This is a genomic window from Lactococcus cremoris subsp. cremoris NBRC 100676 (assembly GCF_001591705.1).
Taxonomy (GTDB): domain Bacteria; phylum Bacillota; class Bacilli; order Lactobacillales; family Streptococcaceae; genus Lactococcus; species Lactococcus cremoris.
Window position 1 is genome coordinate 87270 of the sequence record NZ_BCVK01000001.1, and the last position, 17094, is coordinate 104363.

General features: G+C 36.7%; 18 protein-coding genes. 6 read left to right on the forward strand and 12 right to left on the reverse strand.

The window, feature by feature from the left end; genetic code table 11:
- The first annotated feature begins 127 nt into the window (after positions 1-127).
- The 3 genes from rpmB to LLA01S_RS00480 all read left to right on the forward strand — a co-directional run bounded on the left by rpmB (position 128) and on the right by LLA01S_RS00480 (position 2627).
- Positions 128-322, forward strand: coding sequence for a 50S ribosomal protein L28 (gene rpmB / locus LLA01S_RS00470; RefSeq protein ID WP_003129776.1), 195 nt, complete (start codon positions 128-130; stop codon positions 320-322).
- 278 nt (positions 323-600) lie between these two features.
- Positions 601-963: an Asp23/Gls24 family envelope stress response protein gene (locus LLA01S_RS00475; protein ID WP_031286678.1), complete on the forward strand. Its 363-nt coding sequence runs from the start codon at positions 601-603 to the stop codon at positions 961-963.
- Positions 963-2627 carry a DAK2 domain-containing protein gene (locus LLA01S_RS00480; RefSeq protein WP_061777660.1) on the forward strand — a complete coding sequence of 555 codons (1665 nt, stop codon included), beginning with the start codon at positions 963-965 and terminating at the stop codon, positions 2625-2627. Before LLA01S_RS00475 ends, LLA01S_RS00480 begins: the two co-directional genes overlap by 1 nt.
- A gap of 127 nt (positions 2628-2754) precedes the next feature.
- Here LLA01S_RS00480 and msrB read toward each other — a convergent pair whose 3' ends face one another.
- Positions 2755-3183, reverse strand: a complete 429-nt coding sequence (gene msrB / locus LLA01S_RS00485) for a peptide-methionine (R)-S-oxide reductase MsrB (protein ID WP_011675246.1) — start codon at positions 3181-3183, stop codon at positions 2755-2757.
- A 330-nt stretch (positions 3184-3513) separates the two neighbouring features.
- On the opposite strand from msrB, the gene LLA01S_RS00490 reads away from it, so the two are divergent.
- The 3 genes from LLA01S_RS00490 to LLA01S_RS00500 all read left to right on the forward strand — a co-directional run bounded on the left by LLA01S_RS00490 (position 3514) and on the right by LLA01S_RS00500 (position 6337).
- Entirely contained in the window at positions 3514-3972 is a 459-nt protein-coding gene (locus LLA01S_RS00490; RefSeq protein ID WP_061777661.1) for a ferrous iron transport protein A, read from the forward strand.
- Positions 3973-4074: 102 nt separating this feature from the next.
- A complete protein-coding gene (feoB, locus tag LLA01S_RS00495) occupies positions 4075-6150 on the forward strand; it encodes a ferrous iron transport protein B (RefSeq protein ID WP_061777662.1) in 2076 nt (691 codons plus the stop codon).
- Positions 6137-6337: a hypothetical protein gene (locus LLA01S_RS00500; RefSeq protein ID WP_061777663.1), complete on the forward strand. Its 201-nt coding sequence runs from the start codon at positions 6137-6139 to the stop codon at positions 6335-6337. The genes feoB and LLA01S_RS00500 overlap by 14 nt, the downstream gene beginning before the upstream one ends.
- A gap of 60 nt (positions 6338-6397) precedes the next feature.
- Here the strand turns inward: LLA01S_RS00500 and LLA01S_RS00505 are convergent, their stop codons facing one another.
- The 11 genes from LLA01S_RS00505 to LLA01S_RS00555 form a co-directional block, all read right to left on the reverse strand.
- On the reverse strand, positions 6398-7303 hold the full coding sequence (locus tag LLA01S_RS00505; RefSeq protein ID WP_032950758.1) for a prenyltransferase: 906 nt from the start codon (positions 7301-7303) through the stop codon (positions 6398-6400).
- A 195-nt stretch (positions 7304-7498) separates the two neighbouring features.
- Positions 7499-8479, reverse strand: a complete 981-nt coding sequence (locus LLA01S_RS00510; protein WP_011675241.1) for a polyprenyl synthetase family protein — start codon at positions 8477-8479, stop codon at positions 7499-7501.
- 150 nt (positions 8480-8629) lie between these two features.
- Complete coding sequence (locus tag LLA01S_RS00515) at positions 8630-9241, reverse strand: nitroreductase family protein (protein WP_011675240.1); 612 nt, start codon at positions 9239-9241, stop codon at positions 8630-8632.
- A 247-nt stretch (positions 9242-9488) separates the two neighbouring features.
- Positions 9489-10586 (reverse strand): dual-specificity RNA methyltransferase RlmN, encoded by a 1098-nt coding sequence (rlmN, locus tag LLA01S_RS00520; protein WP_011675239.1) that lies wholly within the window; start codon positions 10584-10586, stop codon positions 9489-9491.
- Positions 10587-10777: 191 nt separating this feature from the next.
- Positions 10778-11545: a YutD family protein gene (locus LLA01S_RS00525; protein ID WP_011675238.1), complete on the reverse strand. Its 768-nt coding sequence runs from the start codon at positions 11543-11545 to the stop codon at positions 10778-10780.
- A 14-nt stretch (positions 11546-11559) separates the two neighbouring features.
- Positions 11560-12900, reverse strand: a complete 1341-nt coding sequence (locus LLA01S_RS00530; RefSeq protein ID WP_061777664.1) for a bifunctional metallophosphatase/5'-nucleotidase — start codon at positions 12898-12900, stop codon at positions 11560-11562.
- Between the two features lie 92 nt (positions 12901-12992).
- Positions 12993-13445, reverse strand: coding sequence for a dUTP diphosphatase (locus LLA01S_RS00535; protein WP_011834277.1), 453 nt, complete (start codon positions 13443-13445; stop codon positions 12993-12995).
- A gap of 65 nt (positions 13446-13510) precedes the next feature.
- The gene (locus LLA01S_RS00540) at positions 13511-14947 is read right to left on the reverse strand and encodes a glycoside hydrolase family 1 protein (protein WP_011834276.1); all 1437 of its coding nucleotides are present in this window, start codon (positions 14945-14947) and stop codon (positions 13511-13513) included.
- A gap of 128 nt (positions 14948-15075) precedes the next feature.
- The gene (locus tag LLA01S_RS00545; RefSeq protein WP_011675234.1) at positions 15076-15270 is read right to left on the reverse strand and encodes a hypothetical protein; all 195 of its coding nucleotides are present in this window, start codon (positions 15268-15270) and stop codon (positions 15076-15078) included.
- Positions 15267-15473 carry a hypothetical protein gene (locus tag LLA01S_RS00550; RefSeq protein WP_011675233.1) on the reverse strand — a complete coding sequence of 69 codons (207 nt, stop codon included), beginning with the start codon at positions 15471-15473 and terminating at the stop codon, positions 15267-15269. Before LLA01S_RS00550 ends, LLA01S_RS00545 begins: the two co-directional genes overlap by 4 nt.
- 126 nt (positions 15474-15599) lie before the next feature.
- Positions 15600-17084 (reverse strand): PTS sugar transporter subunit IIC, encoded by a 1485-nt coding sequence (locus tag LLA01S_RS00555; protein WP_011675232.1) that lies wholly within the window; start codon positions 17082-17084, stop codon positions 15600-15602.
- Positions 17085-17094: the final 10 nt, after the last annotated feature.

The window sequence follows — 17094 nt, forward strand, 5'->3', positions numbered from 1 at the left end:
TTATCAGAAAGCCCGAAAAAAAACAGCAAAAAATGGACAAAAGCTTGATTTTTTTATTTGAAAAATGTTATAATCAACAAGTATGTTGTTTTTAAGCACATAAAAATTCTAATGGGAGGTAAATATAATGTCTAAAGAATGTTATTTTACTGGTCGTAAGACTGTTTCAAGTAACAACCGTTCACACGCGATGAACCAAACTAAACGTGTAGTTAAACCAAATCTTCAAAAAGTTACAATTCTTGAAAACGGTGAACTCAAAACTGTCTGGGCTTCAGCTAAAGCTTTGAAGAAATTGCCAGCAGGCGTAGAACGCGTATAATTTTTGTTTTTTGCAAAACACAAAAATATCCTGTCATCTGACGGGGTTTTTTATTTACTGACAGCTTTATCATTAAATAAAATCGTCACTACTAAATTCTGTCAGCGCTGACAAATGATAAATTTCAAAAAGCAGTTCATAAGAGCTGTTTTATTTTATAAAAGTATGATAAAATGAGTAATGATATTTAAATAATATGGAGGAAAGTGCCGTTTGTCAGTCAATTTTTCTTTATTTACAAGTTTTGTAAATATATTGACGACGGTACAGCTATGAAAATGAGTGTTATTATCAACAACCAACATGGGAATGTCGATATTGCTACCGAAGTCATTGCAACAGTTGTAGGTGCTTCTACAACTGAAATTTTTGGCGTTGTCGGTATGACCAGCAAATCTGCTGTTAAAGATAATGTACGCAGCGTTTTGCGTCAAGAAAATTACTCTAAAGGAGTTGTAGTTACAACGGCTGACAATGAAACTTCTATTGATGTTTATGTTGTCATTTCTTATGGTGTAAAAATCAGCGAAGTTGCAAAAAATATTCAAGAACGTGTTCGCTTCAATATCGAAAATCAACTTGGAATCACAGCCAGTAGCGTAAACGTCTATGTACAAAATGTGAAGGTGGTTGAGGATTAGTGTCAAATATCAATTCAAGTAAATTTCAAGAAATGGTTCAAGCAGCGGCAAGCCGCTTGAATGAACAAGCCGAATACGTCAACTCGCTTAATGTTTTCCCTGTTCCAGATGGAGACACGGGAACAAACATGGGCATGACCATTACTAACGGTGCCAAAGATGTCGCTTCTAAACCAGCCGAAACTGTTGGTGAGGTTGCTCAAATTCTTTCAAAAGGACTTCTTATGGGGGCTCGCGGGAATTCTGGTGTTATTTTAAGCCAACTTTTCCGTGGATTTGCTCAATATGTTAAAGATTATGAAGAAATTGACGGAATTCATCTTGCAGCTGCCCTTCAAAACGGGGTAGAAGTGGCCTACAAAGCCGTTATGAAACCTGTTGAAGGTACAATTTTAACCGTTTCTCGTGGTGCTGCTGAGTTAGCAAAACGTAAAACTGACGAAACTGATGATGCTGTGGAAATTATGGAAGCAGCACTTGAAGGAGCCAAAAAAGCATTAGCAATGACTCCTGATATGCTTCCTGTTCTTAAAGAAGTTGGGGTTGTTGACTCTGGTGGTCAAGGTCTCGTTTATATTTACGAAGGCTTTTTGATGGCACTTAATGGTGAATTCGTACCAGAAACACCTGTTGCCGAACTTGGGGCAATGGACCGAATGGTCAATGTTGAACACGAAAGTGTCGCCAACGTTTCAACAGCAGATATTAAATATGGTTACTGTACAGAAATCATGGTTGAGTTAGGCAAAGGTCCAACTTCCCGTGAAAGTTATGACCATGATAACTTCCAAACTTATCTTGCAGGAATTGGAAACTCACTTCTTGTTGTTGATGATGAGGAAGTCGTTAAAGTCCATGTCCACACTGAAGATCCTGGTTTAGTCATGCAAGAAGGTCTTAAATACGGACGTCTTGTAAAAGTCAAAGTCGATAACATGCGTCTCCAAAACGAAGGCGTTGCTGAAAAAGAAGCGAAATCATCAAATGTTTCAACTTCTACTTCTAAAAAAGACTGGGGCTTGATTGCTATCGCTGCTGGTGAAGGTTTGGCTGATATTTTCCGTGAAATGGGTGTTAATCACGTTGTTTCAGGTGGTCAAACAATGAATCCATCAACCGAAGATATCTTGACTGCCATTGAAGCTGTTAATGCAGAAAAAGTAATCATTGTACCAAATAATAAAAACATCTTCATGGCCGCAAAATCTGCTGCCGAAGTTGCTGAAATTCCTGTTGAAGTGATTGAATCTGCAACAGTTCCTCAAGGATTTACAGCATTGTTGAGTTTTGACCCAACACGTTCAATTGAAGAAAATAAAGCGGCCATGACCAGTGCCCTTTCAGATGTTCAATCTGGTTCGGTTACAACAGCAATCCGTGATACAAATGTCGATGGCATTGAAATTCATAAAAAAGATACACTTGGAATGTTGAATAACAAAATTGTTGTGTCAACTAGAAAAATGAATGATGCTATCTTTGCTGTCTTCGATCAAATGATTGATGAAGATAGTGAGATTGTAGCAATTTATATTGGTGAAGAAGGCAAAAAAGCCAACGCTGAAAAAATTGCGAAAGAACTTGAGAAAAAATATCCTGAGATTGAAGTTGAAATCCATGATGGAAAACAACCTGTCTATCCATATCTCTTCTCAGTTGAGTAAAATATAAAATAACAAAAATTCTGATGTCAAACATCAGAATTTTTCTTTTGCTTATAAAAAGTTACTGACAAAATACTTTTCATTGTTTTGAGTTTCTGTCAGTAACTTTTTTATTTAATCAGCGGAATTATGAAAAATATTTTATATAATCTCCGTATCCTTCTGATTCTAATTGGTCAAAGGGGATAAAACGCAAAGCTGCAGAATTGATACAGTAACGTAAGCCCCCTTTATCTAAAGGTCCATCAGTAAAAACGTGACCCAAATGGCTGTCAGCATTACTAGAACGAACTTCTGTACGCTCCATAAAAAGAGACTTATCTCGTTTTTCTTTGACCATTTTTTTGTCAATTGGTTGTGTAAAGGCAGGCCAGCCACATCCAGATTGATATTTATCAAGACTTGTAAACAGTGGTTCTCCACTGACAATATCAACATACAAGCCTTTTTCAAAGAAATCATCAAACTCATTAGTGAAAGGGGCTTCTGTTCCATTTTCTTGAGTAACACGATAAGCAAGTGGACTCAATTTCTTTTTAAGTTCTTCTTTTTTCATTAACTTTCCTTTCTTGTAAGTAATTATTGATTGTCAACCCTTTTGACATTGGTGTAAACTAAGTTGACAAAGAGTTTACACTGCTGAGTTTTCAGCGCAATCAAACCCTATAAAAATCAAAATCACTCTTTGAGTAAGCAACATAATATCAAAAAAATAGGCTTATTTCCATTGAAATCACTTACAAATCCCTCCTTCTTTCTTTTTTTAAACTCTAAAATATAATGTTACTTTTCAGAAAATTATTGTATCGTACTTTAAATTTTGATATAATCATAAATGTAAAATGTACTTGACATTTTCTGTAATCATTTGATCCCAGGAGGTAAAATGAGAACTCTTAACAATACCCATATTGGGCAAATTTACTATATTCATAAAGTTATTGGCAAAAATCAAAGTAAATTACGTGATTTAGGCCTGATATCTGATAAAAAAATTACACTTGTTTCTGCTGATGGTGAAAATTCAATCATCAAAATTGACGAGATGCGTTTAGCATTAAATTCTTCTTTTTTAGAACAAATTTTCGTTAAAGAAGAACGTTCTAGCGAAGAAATTATTGGCTTAGCTCATTTGCAAGTTGGCCAAACGGGTACTGTCCGTATGATAGACGCCACTTCTGATATACGCCGACGTTTAATGGATATGGGAATTACCCGAGGAACAAGCGTACATCTGCAAAAATTAGCCCCGCTTGGTGACCCACTTGAACTTCGACTTCGCGGATACTCTCTTTCTTTGAGAAAGACAGATGCCGAAAAAATCAAAGTTGTTCTCGAACAATAATGTTCAACTCAATCTATTTCACGTTAATTTTACTAAAAACATCTTTCTTTAAAGTACATCTTTAGTAAATGATAACAGCCCTTAATAAGAAATTACAATAATATGAAAATAATTGCTCTACTCGGAAATCCAAATAGTGGAAAAACTAGCATTTTTAATCTTTTAACTGGTTCCAATCAACAAGTAGGAAATTGGCCAGGCGTCACTGTTGAAAAAAATTCTGGAATCTATCGAAAAGATAAAAATGTTTGTATTCAAGATTTACCGGGTCTCTACTCCCTCTCTCCTTACTCGCTTGATGAGCAAGTTGCCAGAGATTTTTTGGTCAAAACCCCACCTGATGCTCTAATTAATATCGTTGATTCAACCAATCTGGAACGTTCTCTCTACTTAACTTTACAGTTGATGGAATTTGGAATTCCTATGGTACTCGCGCTCAATATGAGCGATTTATTAGAAAATCAGGGAAAGAAAATTGACCTTGAAAAACTTTCTTACAGTCTTGGTATTCCTGTCATTACAACCTCAGCTATTAAAAACAAAGGTTTAGATGAGGTCATTAAAGCAGCACTCAGAAGTCCTGAAGTTCAACCTTTAGATTATGACCATCGTCTTGAAGGAGCCTTGTCAGAAATTAGCAAAGTCACTGGTTTTACAAATCGCTTTGAACAAATTAAAGTTTTTGAAGGAGACCAACTTTTACTGACAAAATTATCAGCAGAACAACTAGATGAAGTTGAGGAAATTGTCAGTATCACTGAAAAATTAATGACTGATGACCGAGAGTCCATTATTGTCAATGAACGCTACGACTTAATCGGTCACTTTGTTCAGCTTTCTGTCAGCCAAACTGAAACAGGAAAAGTCAATCTGACAGACCGAATCGACCAAATCATCACTCACAAATGGTTGGGACTTCCTATCTTTGTTTTTATCATGTGGCTAGTTTACTTTATTTCCATTCAAACTGTCGGAACAGCGGCAACTGATTGGCTTAATGATGTCTTTTTTGGTCAGTGGCTTCCTGACTTGATTGCCAATGGAATGAATGCTTTAGCGGTCACTCCTTGGGTTCAAGATTTAGTTTTGAATGGTGTAGTTGCAGGGATTGGTGCAATTTTAGGTTTCGTTCCTCAAATTTTTGTCCTCTTTTTACTTTTAGGAATCCTTGAAGATTCTGGATATATGGCTCGGGTGGCCTTTGTCATGGACCGTATCTTTAGAAGATTTGGGCTTTCGGGTAAGTCTTTTATACCGATGCTCATCGCTTCTGGCTGTGGTGTAGCCGGAATTATGGCAACGAGAACCATTGAACAAGAACGGGACCGAAAAATTACGATTATGGTCACAACTTTCATGCCTTGTTCTGCAAAATTACCAATCATCGCCTTAGTTTCTGGTGCCTTTTTTCCCCATGCTTCTTGGGTCGCTCCAAGCGCTTATTTCCTAGGAATGTCCATGATTATTCTCTCTGGTATTATTTTGAAAAAAACGCGAATGTTTTCTGGAGATACATCAGCTTTTATCATGGAACTCCCCACTTATCACTTACCTTATGCACTGACCGTTTTAAAATATGCTTTTGACCGTGCCTTTTCTTTTGTGAAGCGGGCCGGTACGATCATTTTTGCGATGAATGTTTTGATTTGGTTCACTTCTAATTATAATTGGACATTAGCCCATGTTGATGCTGGTCAGTCTATTCTTGCTGATGTTGGTAAAGTTGTTGCAGTCGTCTTTGCTCCACTTGGTTTTGGAGAATGGCGTGCAACAGTTGCGACGATTACGGGATTAATCGCTAAAGAAACGATTGTTGGAACAATGGGGGTGCTTTTCGCTCATAATTCTGGCGACAGTCATCAACTTTGGTCGGCTGTTCAAGCAACTTATACTCCTCTTTCTGCTTATTCTTTATTGGTTTTCAATCTCCTTTGTGCCCCTTGTGTCGCTGCAATTTCAACCATTTATAAAGAAATGGGAGATGTCCGATGGACTTTACGTGCCGTTGGTTTCCAAACATTAGTCGCTTATAGTATGAGTTTCATCATTTACCAATTGGGCAGTTTTTTCAGCTCACAAAACTTTGATGTCCTTAGTTTAGTCGCTCTGCTTGTATTGTTGGTTGGTTTATATTTTATTTTCAGAAAAGGAAAGGATGTTTCCTATGAACTTAGCTAGTATCGTTATCTTAGCAATTATTTTCATCATTACTGGATTTGCCATCTTTAAAACTGTTCGCAGCAAAGGGGCATGTGAAGACTGTAATGTTAATACTTGTCCAGTTAAAGGAGCCGCAGCTCTGCCCACGTCTAATCAAGCTTCGACAAATAAAAATACAGAGTCAAAACATGATTATTGTAATTAAGAGATAGCTTTTGTCAGCAAATAAAAAAAACTCCAAACATAATTATTGGAGTTTTTTTATTTAAAATCTAATCAAACTAATAAAGAGCAATAAAACCTGAACCAGTTGGAAAACCATTAGAATTTTGACGGAACAGATAAAAGTTTCTCTTTTAACTTGTTTTTGAAGATAAGGCTTTGCAAATTTTATCATTAAAGGAACAATCAATAAAATCAAAAGCATTATCGGAGAAAGTAATCCTAAAATTACTGATACAATAATAGCGATAAAAGACAAAATTAAAGCCAAAGTCCACCAAATGAGTGCTGCTTTTTTCCCAATATAATGCACGATTGTAAAACGATGATTGGCTTCATCTTCTTCTAAATCACAGGTGTTATTCGCTAACATGAGATTAGCGATAAGCAATGTATTGGGTAAAGCAATCAAGAAGCTAGTCGCAAGATTAGCAGATGACCAAACAAAGGCCTGCGAACTATTAATATATACACAAATGAGAAAGATGATATAACCCATTGTTAAGCCTGAGAGAAGCTCACCCACAGGAAGGGATGACAAAGGTTTTGGACCTCCTGCATAAAAGATTCCAACAGCGTAACAAAGAAGACCTAGCCAAAAAACTGCCCAACCCGTCATCAATGCCACAATGATTCCTAATGCTAAACTTCCAAAAAAGAAAAAAGCAAGTAAAGCTTTAATTAAAGCCATTGACAGGTTTTCACGACCAATAATATTTGTATTTTTTTGATAATCATTGGTATCCACCGCGTTATGATAATCATTATAATTATCCCAAATATCAACAAAACAGTTAAACATAAACATGGCAACAAAATAAATACTTAATGCTAATAAATTCAGTGAATGGTAATGGTAAAGCGAGTACGAAAGGCCCAGCAGAAACGGAAAGACCGAAGCCGTTTTAGCTTTTAATTCAATGAGTTCAGCGAATATTTTAAAATTCATTATTTCCTCTTTAATGTGATTTATTGACTTTTTTGATTGATAGTTGAACTTTGAATAAGTGATAAACATGGTTTTAAAGTCTCATTCTATCATATTTTAATATAAAACTTTCTACAAAAAAACTAGATATTTTTATTCAAACTTCGTCAGTTGACGACACTTATAATAATTAAAAAACCTATCGGTGACAGGCTTTTAATAATTTCGCTCTAATAAAATCTGTGTCGCTTCTTCTAAAATTTGACGGTTAGGTGATTCTGGTAATTTTTTAATTTCGTTCAAGGCAAGTTCCGTCAGCCTTCCTGCAACAAGAAGAGAACCCGTTATTCCACCTAATTCTGTCACCAATTCTGCTAAATCTAAACATTCTTGTCTCGATAGCTTTTCTGGTGCTTCTAGATATGGAGCGATTGCTGCTTCATTAACTTCTCTAGCCAAAAGCAAGGGTAAGGTATAAATTCCTTGACGAAAATCAGTTAAAATTGGTTTATCGGCTTCATCAAGCCCTACAGTGAAATTTAAAATATCATCGTAAACTTGAAAAGCTAGACCAATCGCTCGACCAATTTTCCGTGCCGAATGCTGTAGTTTCTTGTCACCACCTGCAAAATAAACACCTTCTAGGCAACTTAAACTGAGTAATTCAGCAGTTTTCCCACTGATAGCTTTCATGTAGCGGCGAGCCGTATTGTTTTTATCAAATGCAGACTGCATTTGAGTTAACTCCCCTTGAAGAATTCTTTTCATTGACTGAGCATTTTTAGCAACAAAACTCGTCCCATTCATCGTTTCAATCAGTAACTCAAAATAAACGGTATAAACAAAATCTCCAGCATAAACTGCCACATCTTTGCCAAATTGCGATTCTACTGATGGCATTCCGCGACGCAGAGGTGAGTCATCAATAATATCATCATGAATCAATGTTGCTGAGTGAAGCATTTCTAAGGAGGCAGCAATTTTGATTAGTTTCTCCTCATCTTTTGAGCCATTAGGAACAATACCAGCGAACAGCAAAAAAAGCGCAGGACGCACCATTTTCCCGCCACGTGATGCAAATTTTTGCAGTGCTACTTCTATTTCTTGATTATTAATTTTTAAACGCTCAATCATGAGCGCTTGAACATCCTTTAATTTATTCTGAATTTCGGGATAATCCTGCCAAAATGTGAGCAATGTTTTTCTCTTTCCTCTCGATAATTCATTCATTTCTTTTGATAATTATTTATCAAATACTTTACTCTATTTTAGCAAAATAGACCAAATGTTGCGAACATAATGGCTTCTTTTCATAATCAAAAAAAGAAGTTCAGCTGAACCTCTTTTTTATCTGATTTCCATAATTTGACTTTGAGGAAGACGATAGCTTGGTTTTCCTTTGTCTTCTGAGTTTCCAAGTGGAATAATTAATTCTGGACGGTAGCGTTTTTCAACTTCTAAAAGTTCATTCACTTTTTGAGTCCGATTAAAGCCCATGATGATATTACTTTCATATCCGTAATTTTTAATAGCCAAAATGAGATTCATTGTAACTAGACCAATATTAATTGAAAGGTAATTACTCTCATGAAGTTCTTCAAAACCTTCATACATTTGTGGATAGCGACTATTGAAACGCAAAAGTTGTTCATCGTCCAATTCACCAGCACCTACTCTTGCAATCTCCCGAGAACGCTCAACCAAATCTGTATCGCTGAAAAGGACAATGACCGCTCCTGCTTGTTTGATTTGTTCATGATTTCCAGGGTCTACTTCTGTCAGTAAAGCTTCACGTTTTTCTTTTGATTCAACAATGACAAAGTGCCAACTTTGAATATTGTGTGCTGAAGGTGCAAGGCTTGCCGCCGAGATGATTTGTTTAACATCAACTGTGGGAATTTTTTTGCCATCAAATGTTTTTACTTTGTGCCGAGATTTATTAAGCTTTACGTAATCCATGATACTCCTCTATTTCTCTTATAGGATGCAGCTGAATAGTCGCTATGAAATTGGTCTAAGCAATTTCTAAGTCTAGTAGAGCAGACACCTGTTTTCTTTTACTTGTCTATATTTTAGCAAATTTTTGTAACTTTTGCATAGCATATTTATTCATTGTTCTTATTTTTTATTAAAAATTAAGCTATTTCCGAAATATTTTACTGACAGAACTGTCAGTAAAAAAAACTGCTTGATCAGCAGTTTTTTCTTAGGCTAATTTGGCCTTGTTTTTCTTAATTTGTTTTGATCTTAATTGTCCACAAGCCGCATCAATATCTGTTCCATGTTCTTGACGAACGACACAGTTAATACCATTTTTCTTCAAAACATCATAGAATTTTGCAGTATTATCTTTTGTTGAACGTTCATACTTGATATGTTCAGCAACTGGATTATAGGGAATCAAGTTGACATAAGACAATTTATTACGGGGTTTAATTAAATCTGCCAGCTGTTGCGCGATTTCAGGGCTGTCATTTTCACCAGACAACATAATGTACTCATAAGTCACCCGTCGATTGGTCGTTTCTGTATAATAATCAATCGCCTCAAAGAGTTTTTCAAGAGGGGCATTACGAGTAATTCGCATCAATGAAGTACGCAATTCATTATTTGGAGCATGGAGTGAAATAGCTAGATTGATTTGAAGATTTTCATGAGCAAATTCTTTGATTTTTGCTGGCATAAATCCGCAAGTAGAAACAGTAATATGACGAGCACCGATAGCAAGTCCGTTATCATCATTAATCACACGTAAAAAGTTCATCAAATGTTCATAATTATCAAAGGGTTCACCAATTCCCATAACAACAACATGCGAAACACGTTCGTCTAAACCACGTTCATCAAAATACTTTTGTACAAGCATGATTTGACTAACGATTTCACCGGCTGTTACATCGCGTTCTTTTTTCAAAATACCAGAAGCACAGAAGGTACAGCCCATATTGCAGCCCACTTGAGTGGTGACACAGACAGACAAACCATAAGATTGGCGCATTAAAACTGTTTCAATCATCACTTTATCAGGAAGCATAAAGAGGTATTTAACTGTTCCGTCAGCAGACTCTTGCACAACCACTTGTTCCAATGGATTCAAAATGAAAGCTTCATTAAGTTTATCAATAAATACCGCTGATAAGTTGCTCATTTCTTCAAAAGATTGAACACGTTTGCGGTAAAGCCAATCCCAAACTTGTGTTGCTCGGAATTTCTTTTCACCATTTTCAATGGCCCATTCGATTAATTGATCACGTGTCAATCCATAGATAGACGGACGTGTTTCTGTTGTTATATTCTCTGTCATTATTTTCCTTATCGTTATGTAGAATTCTAATTGTGAACGATTTCATATCCCTTGAATACACAATCAAAACTACTTTATATTCGTCTAATTATTTTCAATTCCAAATGTTTAAGGAATCCATAAATGTTAATTCTACGATAATTTTTAATCTTTAACAAGTTCACTGACCGTCAAATAACTTTTACAAAGCTTTAGTCTTTCTTCCGATTACGAATAACAAAACCTTGATTTCCTTGGTTTTTAGGCTCTGTTTGTTCAACTTTTTTCCGTGGATTTCGTTTTTTCATTGTAAATTTTTTATCAGATTCTTTGGAAGAAGTAACTTTTTTATTGACTGCTTTGTCAGCTCGTCCTTCTTGCGATTTCTTGCTGAGCGGCTTATTTATCTTTTTGTCAGTTGGTTTTGCTTTTCTGTCAGCAGATTTATCACGAATTTTAAAATCTTTCCGAGCTTCTGAGGCGTTTTCTGAACGTTTCTCATCTTTAGAATTCACAGTTTGCTCATCACGGGCTCGATTTCGATTACGATTTCTTTTGCGACGTGGCTTATCTAAACCTTGTTTTAATTCTTTTTCGGTAAAAAGTTTTTCAGAAACAAAGGCTTCGTCCCTTGTCCGAATTCGACGTAAGACAAAGTAAGCACAACCATAATTACAATACTCATTGATATAATCTTCAAGATGGTCAATTTTATTATCTGCTAACATTTTTTTGCGACTCGTTGAGAAAAAACCTTTTAAACGTAATTGTTCAAAGCCCCAATCTCCAACGATATAATCATATTTATCTAAAACATCAGAAAAACGTTGCTCCAATTTTTCCGCGTCAAAAGCCTCTCGATAATTATGAACAATGTGAAAAGTTCGTTTTCCAACTTGAACGACTTCTCCTGATGCCATAACATGTTCCCCAGGGTACTTGTTATAATTTAATTTAGTTTCATCTATTACTTTAGCCATTAATTTTTCTATTTCTATTTATTTTTAAAATATTCTGCTACAATTTCCCGTAAAAAATAGGGAAATAAAATTTCCGACTGACCTAATTTTTTCAGTAATGGGAAATACCAAGCAAATAGATATTGGTCAGGTAAAAGGATTTGATACTTTTGCTCATCATTAATTTTTTCGAGCGAATCATCCTTCGCATTTTTCAGGTAAAAGTCCCCATTGATTGGTTCAATTCCTTGAAAAATAAGTGAACCAAAAGTTTTTCCACGAAAACCCATTCCTTGAATTTTTTGAGTGGGTAAAAAAGCCGAAACATCAATAATTTCAAGTAAAACTTGCCGAAGTTCCTCACCTGTAAATGTGAAGCGAACCAAGCGGATTGAATGAGGTAAAAATTCATGTAAATCATCCAAAGTCAAACTTTGCGGTAATTCATCCGTCACTAATAGACCAGAATTTATCAGACAGAGTGCTGTCTTTTCATAATCTGCAAAAAGTTTTGCCAGATAATGACTTGCTGTAAAATCCGGAGATAGATTAGGCAAGGGTTTAGCTAACTTAGTAACTACTGTTCCTTCTAAAAGTTTATGTCCTCTTAGTTCCCAACCATTTGTTTCGACTATATCTGATCTTTTTTGTGGAAGTGTGTTGGTTGCTATTGCTTCAATCTGCGCATCAACTAATTGATTATTTTCATTAAAGGCCAAATCAATTTGTCCCACATACTCACCATAGCGACCAGCAGCAGCAAGCAAAGTTTGATTAACTTGAGCGCCATGCTCAAACAAATGATGCGTATGAGCTCCGATAATCAAGTCAATATCATAGTCTTTTGCAATTTGTTCATCGACATTCTTACCCAAATGAGAAAGCAAAATAGTAAAATCACAATCCATTTTGGGTAAAAGTTTATCTAATACAACAAAAGGGTCTAAAAGCTCCCAACCTGCTTGAGGATAAGCACGAGAGTAAGGAGCAGTCAAGCCAATCAAACCAACACGTAAGCCAAACGAAGTGGTCATTATCAAAGGCTCTGTTTGAGCAAAATCAGTTATCAAATTGGATAAGAGAACTGGAAAATTAGCCTCATCATAAAGATGGGAAAGCATCTCATGCGTCAATCCCAAACCCTCATTGTTGCCAATTGTTGCCGCTGTTAAATTTAAGCGATTCATCAATTCGACATTAATTTGCCCCTCTGTTGCCTCCGTCAAAGGGTGTACACGGTCCACATTATCACCCAAGTCAAAACGTAAACTTTCAACTTTTTCCTGTGATTTTTCCGCAAAAAAACGCTCAATCACAGGGAAACGTTCCAAGTGAGAGTGTAAATCATTCAAATGGAGGATACGCAGTTTATTCATAATACTATTATATCATAAGTAATAAGCTTTGAAAGCCTCCGTTCACAAAAATAAGAAGCGCGATTGCGCTTCTTAAATTACTTTAATTTGAATTACGCACCCGTTGACCCAAACCCACCTGTCCGTTCTTCTTTTTCTTGATTTTCATCGCCATCAGCAACTAAGAAGGGCATAAATACTCCTTGAACCACGCGCTCTCCTTTTTCAACTAAAACTTCTTCATCAGTGAAATTACGCATTTGCATAAACATGTGTCCTTCATTATCAGGATTATTATAATAATCCTTGTCGATGACACCAACCGAATTGATTAAAACCAAGCCTTTTTTACGAGGATTTGATGAGCGATCATACATATAAAGAACTTCGCCTGTCTGCATATAAGCCTTTAAACCTGTTGGGATTAATTTAATTTCACCTGGAGCAAAACGAACTGTTTCTGCCGCTTCAATATCATAACCTGCCGAATGTTCAGTTGAACGTTTTGGTAAGTTAATTCCAGCATTTTTATATTTAGCTACTACTTCAAATCCACGAATTTTCATTCTTCACCTCTTTTGTTTTTTTATTATTATAACATAAAAAGAGCACTCACTTGAGTGCTCTTTGTTTAGAGCTCTTCGCCATTTGTTTCAATAAGATGTTGATACCAGTAATAAGAATCCTTAGGAATTCGTTTCAAGGAACCTTCCATTGTTTCGTCTTGGTCAACATAAACAAAACCATAACGTTTTTGATAACCGTTCAACCATGAAAGTAAGTCAGTATAAGACCAAGTGTGATAACCAATGACCGTAGCACCGTCAGTCATGGCTTCTTTGATTGCCTTAACATGACTTTCTAGGTATTTAATTCGGTAATCATCATGAATTTTGCCCTCTTCAACTTTGTCATATTCACCCAAACCATTTTCCGTAATCATGACCGGAATACGATAGCGTGAAGTAATTCGACGGAGTGCAATTCGCAAACCTTCTGGGTCAATTTCCCAATCCCAATTTGTGCGGTCAATGAATGGATTTTGAATTTTTTTATGAAGCCCAGGAATTCCTGATTCTTTGGTTGTTCCTTTTTTACCGCTTGTATTAAATGAACCAACTCCAACCCCACCATCAATTGGATTCCAAGCGTTAGTCGCCGTTTGGTAGTAATTAATGCCTAGAAAATCAGGTTTGGCCGACTTCAAGAGTTCAGCATCTCCTGCTTCAAATTCAGGTGCTAAACCATTTTCCCGCAGATAAGCCATTGCCGCAATTGGGTATTCACCATAAAGGTAAACATCCATCCAAAAGTGGCTATAAAGTTCTTCAGCGTTCTCAGCAGCCAAAACATTTAAAGGGTCAGAATCCTTAGCATACTGCGGTGTATAGGCGAATGAAGGGCCAATTTGTCCATCCATTTCAAGCTCATGAAACTTATTAATTACCGCAGCATTTGCCAAATTCGCGATATGATTGACCTGATAAAAGAGCTTCATATCTCTTTTCCCTGGTGGGTGAGTCGCGAGTGACCAACCTTGACTTGTAAAGATATTTTGTTCATTAAGCGATACCCAATATTTTACTTTACCTTTAAAGGCTTTAAACAAAACTTCAGCATAGTTAACAAAATCTGAGATAATTTCTCGTGATTCCCAGCCGCCATACAGGTCTTCTAAAGCTTGGGGCAAGTCCCAATGATAAATCGTGACAATTGGTTCAATATGATTAGCAATCAACTCATCAATCAAGTCTTCATAGAATTTCAAGCCCGCTTGATTGACTTCGCCACGTCCGTCAGGTAAAATACGTGTCCAAGCAATCGAAAAACGGTAAGATTTAAGTCCTAATTCTTTCATCAAAGCGACATCTTCTTTGTAACGATGGTAATGATCAACAGCAACATCCCCGTTTGTCCCTTTAAAAGTTTTACCCGGAATGCGGACAAAGTTATCCCAGACACTCGCTTTTTTACCATCTTCAAAAGGTGCTCCTTCAACTTGATAAGCTGCTGAAGCTGAACCCCAAAGAAAATCACTTGGAAATGAGCTCAATTTTTTGTGTTCCATATTATTCCCCCACTGGTTATTTATACTACAATTATAACATTTGTAACCGTTTTATTTTGTTTTATATTTTGGAATTTGTTTTTTAATTTTAGACAAAAAAATTTAAAAAGTTGCCTTAAAAGACAACTTTATTTTCTTGTTTTTATCTTTATGTCTTTGTGTTCTTGTCTATTTTCTTCTTCTATTTTGGTGGCCTTCTTTTTTTGACTGCGTGCAATAAAAATCATCACGAAACCAATTAATACAATCGCTAGACCAAGCCAGTTATGATAAGCCACAAGCAATAGGCCTAAACTGATAAAAGCTATTCCCCAGGTACTCATACAACACTCACATTAAAGAAGACAGCCGCTCCAAATGAGCTTCCTTTAATTAATTGTTTAGCCATGGCTGCGTCAGTCGTTGCATCGTCCGTTGGAGTTTCAAAGAAAAGTTTTAATCCTTGTTTTTTGGTATGTTTAAAGCCATTTTCTTCTAAAAGTTCAATAATTTCTTTTTGCATCATTGCAGAATTTACGAGTATCATAGTATCTCCTCCTCTATGAATGTTTTTTATCACATCTGATAAGGTTTATATTTATAATATCTTACCAGATTTAACAAAAAATGTGTAGAGCAAGTTTTCTTACTTGCTCTACCATTAATTTCAAATTTAGTCGAGTTCTGTTTCTTCCAACTTGTTAGCTGCGATAACGAATGGTACCCAGATAACGAAGGTGATGATTAAGTTGATGATTGTAAGGACAATTGCTCGCCAGTCAAAGCCGGTTGCCATGAAGGCATTCATAATTGGTGGTGTTACCCAAGGAACGGCATTGACGACTGGGTCAACCAAGTGAAGGGCTGTTGCAGTGTAGGCAATGATTACAGAAATCAAAGGAGCGACTGCAAATGGAATAAAGAAGATCGCATTCAAGACGACTGGTAGACCAAAGAGGACTGGTTCGTTGATATTGAAGATACCTGGCGCAAGTCCGAGACGTCCAACAATCTTGTAGTCTTTACGTTTAGAGAAGAGGATGATTGCAATAACAAGTGTAATTGTACCACCTGATCCACCAAACCATGCAAAGGCATCCCATGAACCACGTACCCAAAGGTTAACATAGTCACCATTAATGGCATGAGCTTTATCAACCGCACCTTTAGCAATCAAGTCACGGATACCTTGTGAGTGTACTTGGAAGTAAAGGGCTTGGTTATTAAGTCCAAGAGGTCCCCAGATACCATCAAGTACTGGTGCCAAAACGTTTGGTCCGTGAAGTCCGAAGAACCAGAATACTGAAACAAAGAGTGTAACAATCAGTACTGAGAAGATATTTTGTGACAGAATTTGGAACGGTTCTGCGATGTAGTGAGTGATAAGGTTAATGACAGAGTCATTAGTTAATTTACCAATGATGTAGTAGATTAAGCCGACGATATAAAGGGCTGCGATTGTAGGAATGATAGCCAAGAAAGCTTTTGCTACTGCAGGTGGAACTGATTCTGGCATCTTAATTGTGATGTCAGCAAGCATGAGTTTTGCATAAATAATAACTGCAAGGGCACCCATAATAATAACTGTGAAGTAAGCTCCAGCATCGAGGTGAGCTGAGGCAAAGAGTGGTTTCCAAGCGGCAAGTCCTTGATCTCCAAGTACGCCATTGATCTTGTCAGTTGCTGCTACACCAGCTTTACCTGTCCCAAGGGCTGCTGTAAATTTACCCATTTGGTTTGGCAAACCTGCAAATAGGGTTGCAACTGATACGATACCACCAGCGAGGTCGTTGACTCCGTAAGCACGGGCCAAATTGTAACCCCAAGAAAAGGCAAAGATAAGACCAATAACTGTCAGTGTTCCTTGGTTAACAAGGGCTGAAATATTGTTCAAATCACCAATAATTGGTGTATTAGCAAGTGTCCAGACTTTTTCTGGTGCTAATTTTGAGAATGCTGTTGCTCCCAACATCATTTGTTGGATAGCTGATGGGAATGTTGTTACAATAGCCGAAACCATTGCAGCCAAGGCACCAGCAAGTGTTGCTGGCAACATACCGATAAATGAGTCACGCAGCGCAACTAGGTGTTTTTGAGACCCAATCTTTGCCGCAACAGGGACGAGATATTTCTCCATCCACGCAGTAATTCCGTTCATGGAATTCCTC

Coding starts and splice junctions, on each gene's coding strand:
- LLA01S_RS00540 (WP_011834276.1), bottom strand. CDS start 14,947: ATGGAACACAAAAAATTGAGCTCATTTCCAAGTGATTTTCTTTGGGGT.
- rlmN (WP_011675239.1), bottom strand. CDS start 10,586: ATGACAGAGAATATAACAACAGAAACACGTCCGTCTATCTATGGATTG.
- LLA01S_RS00555 (WP_011675232.1), bottom strand. CDS start 17,084: ATGAACGGAATTACTGCGTGGATGGAGAAATATCTCGTCCCTGTTGCG.
- msrB (WP_011675246.1), bottom strand. CDS start 3,183: ATGAAAAAAGAAGAACTTAAAAAGAAATTGAGTCCACTTGCTTATCGT.
- LLA01S_RS00515 (WP_011675240.1), bottom strand. CDS start 9,241: ATGGATTACGTAAAGCTTAATAAATCTCGGCACAAAGTAAAAACATTT.
- LLA01S_RS00550 (WP_011675233.1), bottom strand. CDS start 15,473: ATGATACTCGTAAATTCTGCAATGATGCAAAAAGAAATTATTGAACTT.
- LLA01S_RS00525 (WP_011675238.1), bottom strand. CDS start 11,545: ATGGCTAAAGTAATAGATGAAACTAAATTAAATTATAACAAGTACCCT.
- LLA01S_RS00545 (WP_011675234.1), bottom strand. CDS start 15,270: ATGAGTACCTGGGGAATAGCTTTTATCAGTTTAGGCCTATTGCTTGTG.
- rpmB (WP_003129776.1), top strand. CDS start 128: ATGTCTAAAGAATGTTATTTTACTGGTCGTAAGACTGTTTCAAGTAAC.
- LLA01S_RS00505 (WP_032950758.1), bottom strand. CDS start 7,303: ATGAATTTTAAAATATTCGCTGAACTCATTGAATTAAAAGCTAAAACG.
- feoB (WP_061777662.1), top strand. CDS start 4,075: ATGAAAATAATTGCTCTACTCGGAAATCCAAATAGTGGAAAAACTAGC.
- LLA01S_RS00530 (WP_061777664.1), bottom strand. CDS start 12,900: ATGAATAAACTGCGTATCCTCCATTTGAATGATTTACACTCTCACTTG.
- LLA01S_RS00490 (WP_061777661.1), top strand. CDS start 3,514: ATGAGAACTCTTAACAATACCCATATTGGGCAAATTTACTATATTCAT.
- LLA01S_RS00535 (WP_011834277.1), bottom strand. CDS start 13,445: ATGAAAATTCGTGGATTTGAAGTAGTAGCTAAATATAAAAATGCTGGA.
- LLA01S_RS00500 (WP_061777663.1), top strand. CDS start 6,137: ATGAACTTAGCTAGTATCGTTATCTTAGCAATTATTTTCATCATTACT.
- LLA01S_RS00475 (WP_031286678.1), top strand. CDS start 601: ATGAGTGTTATTATCAACAACCAACATGGGAATGTCGATATTGCTACC.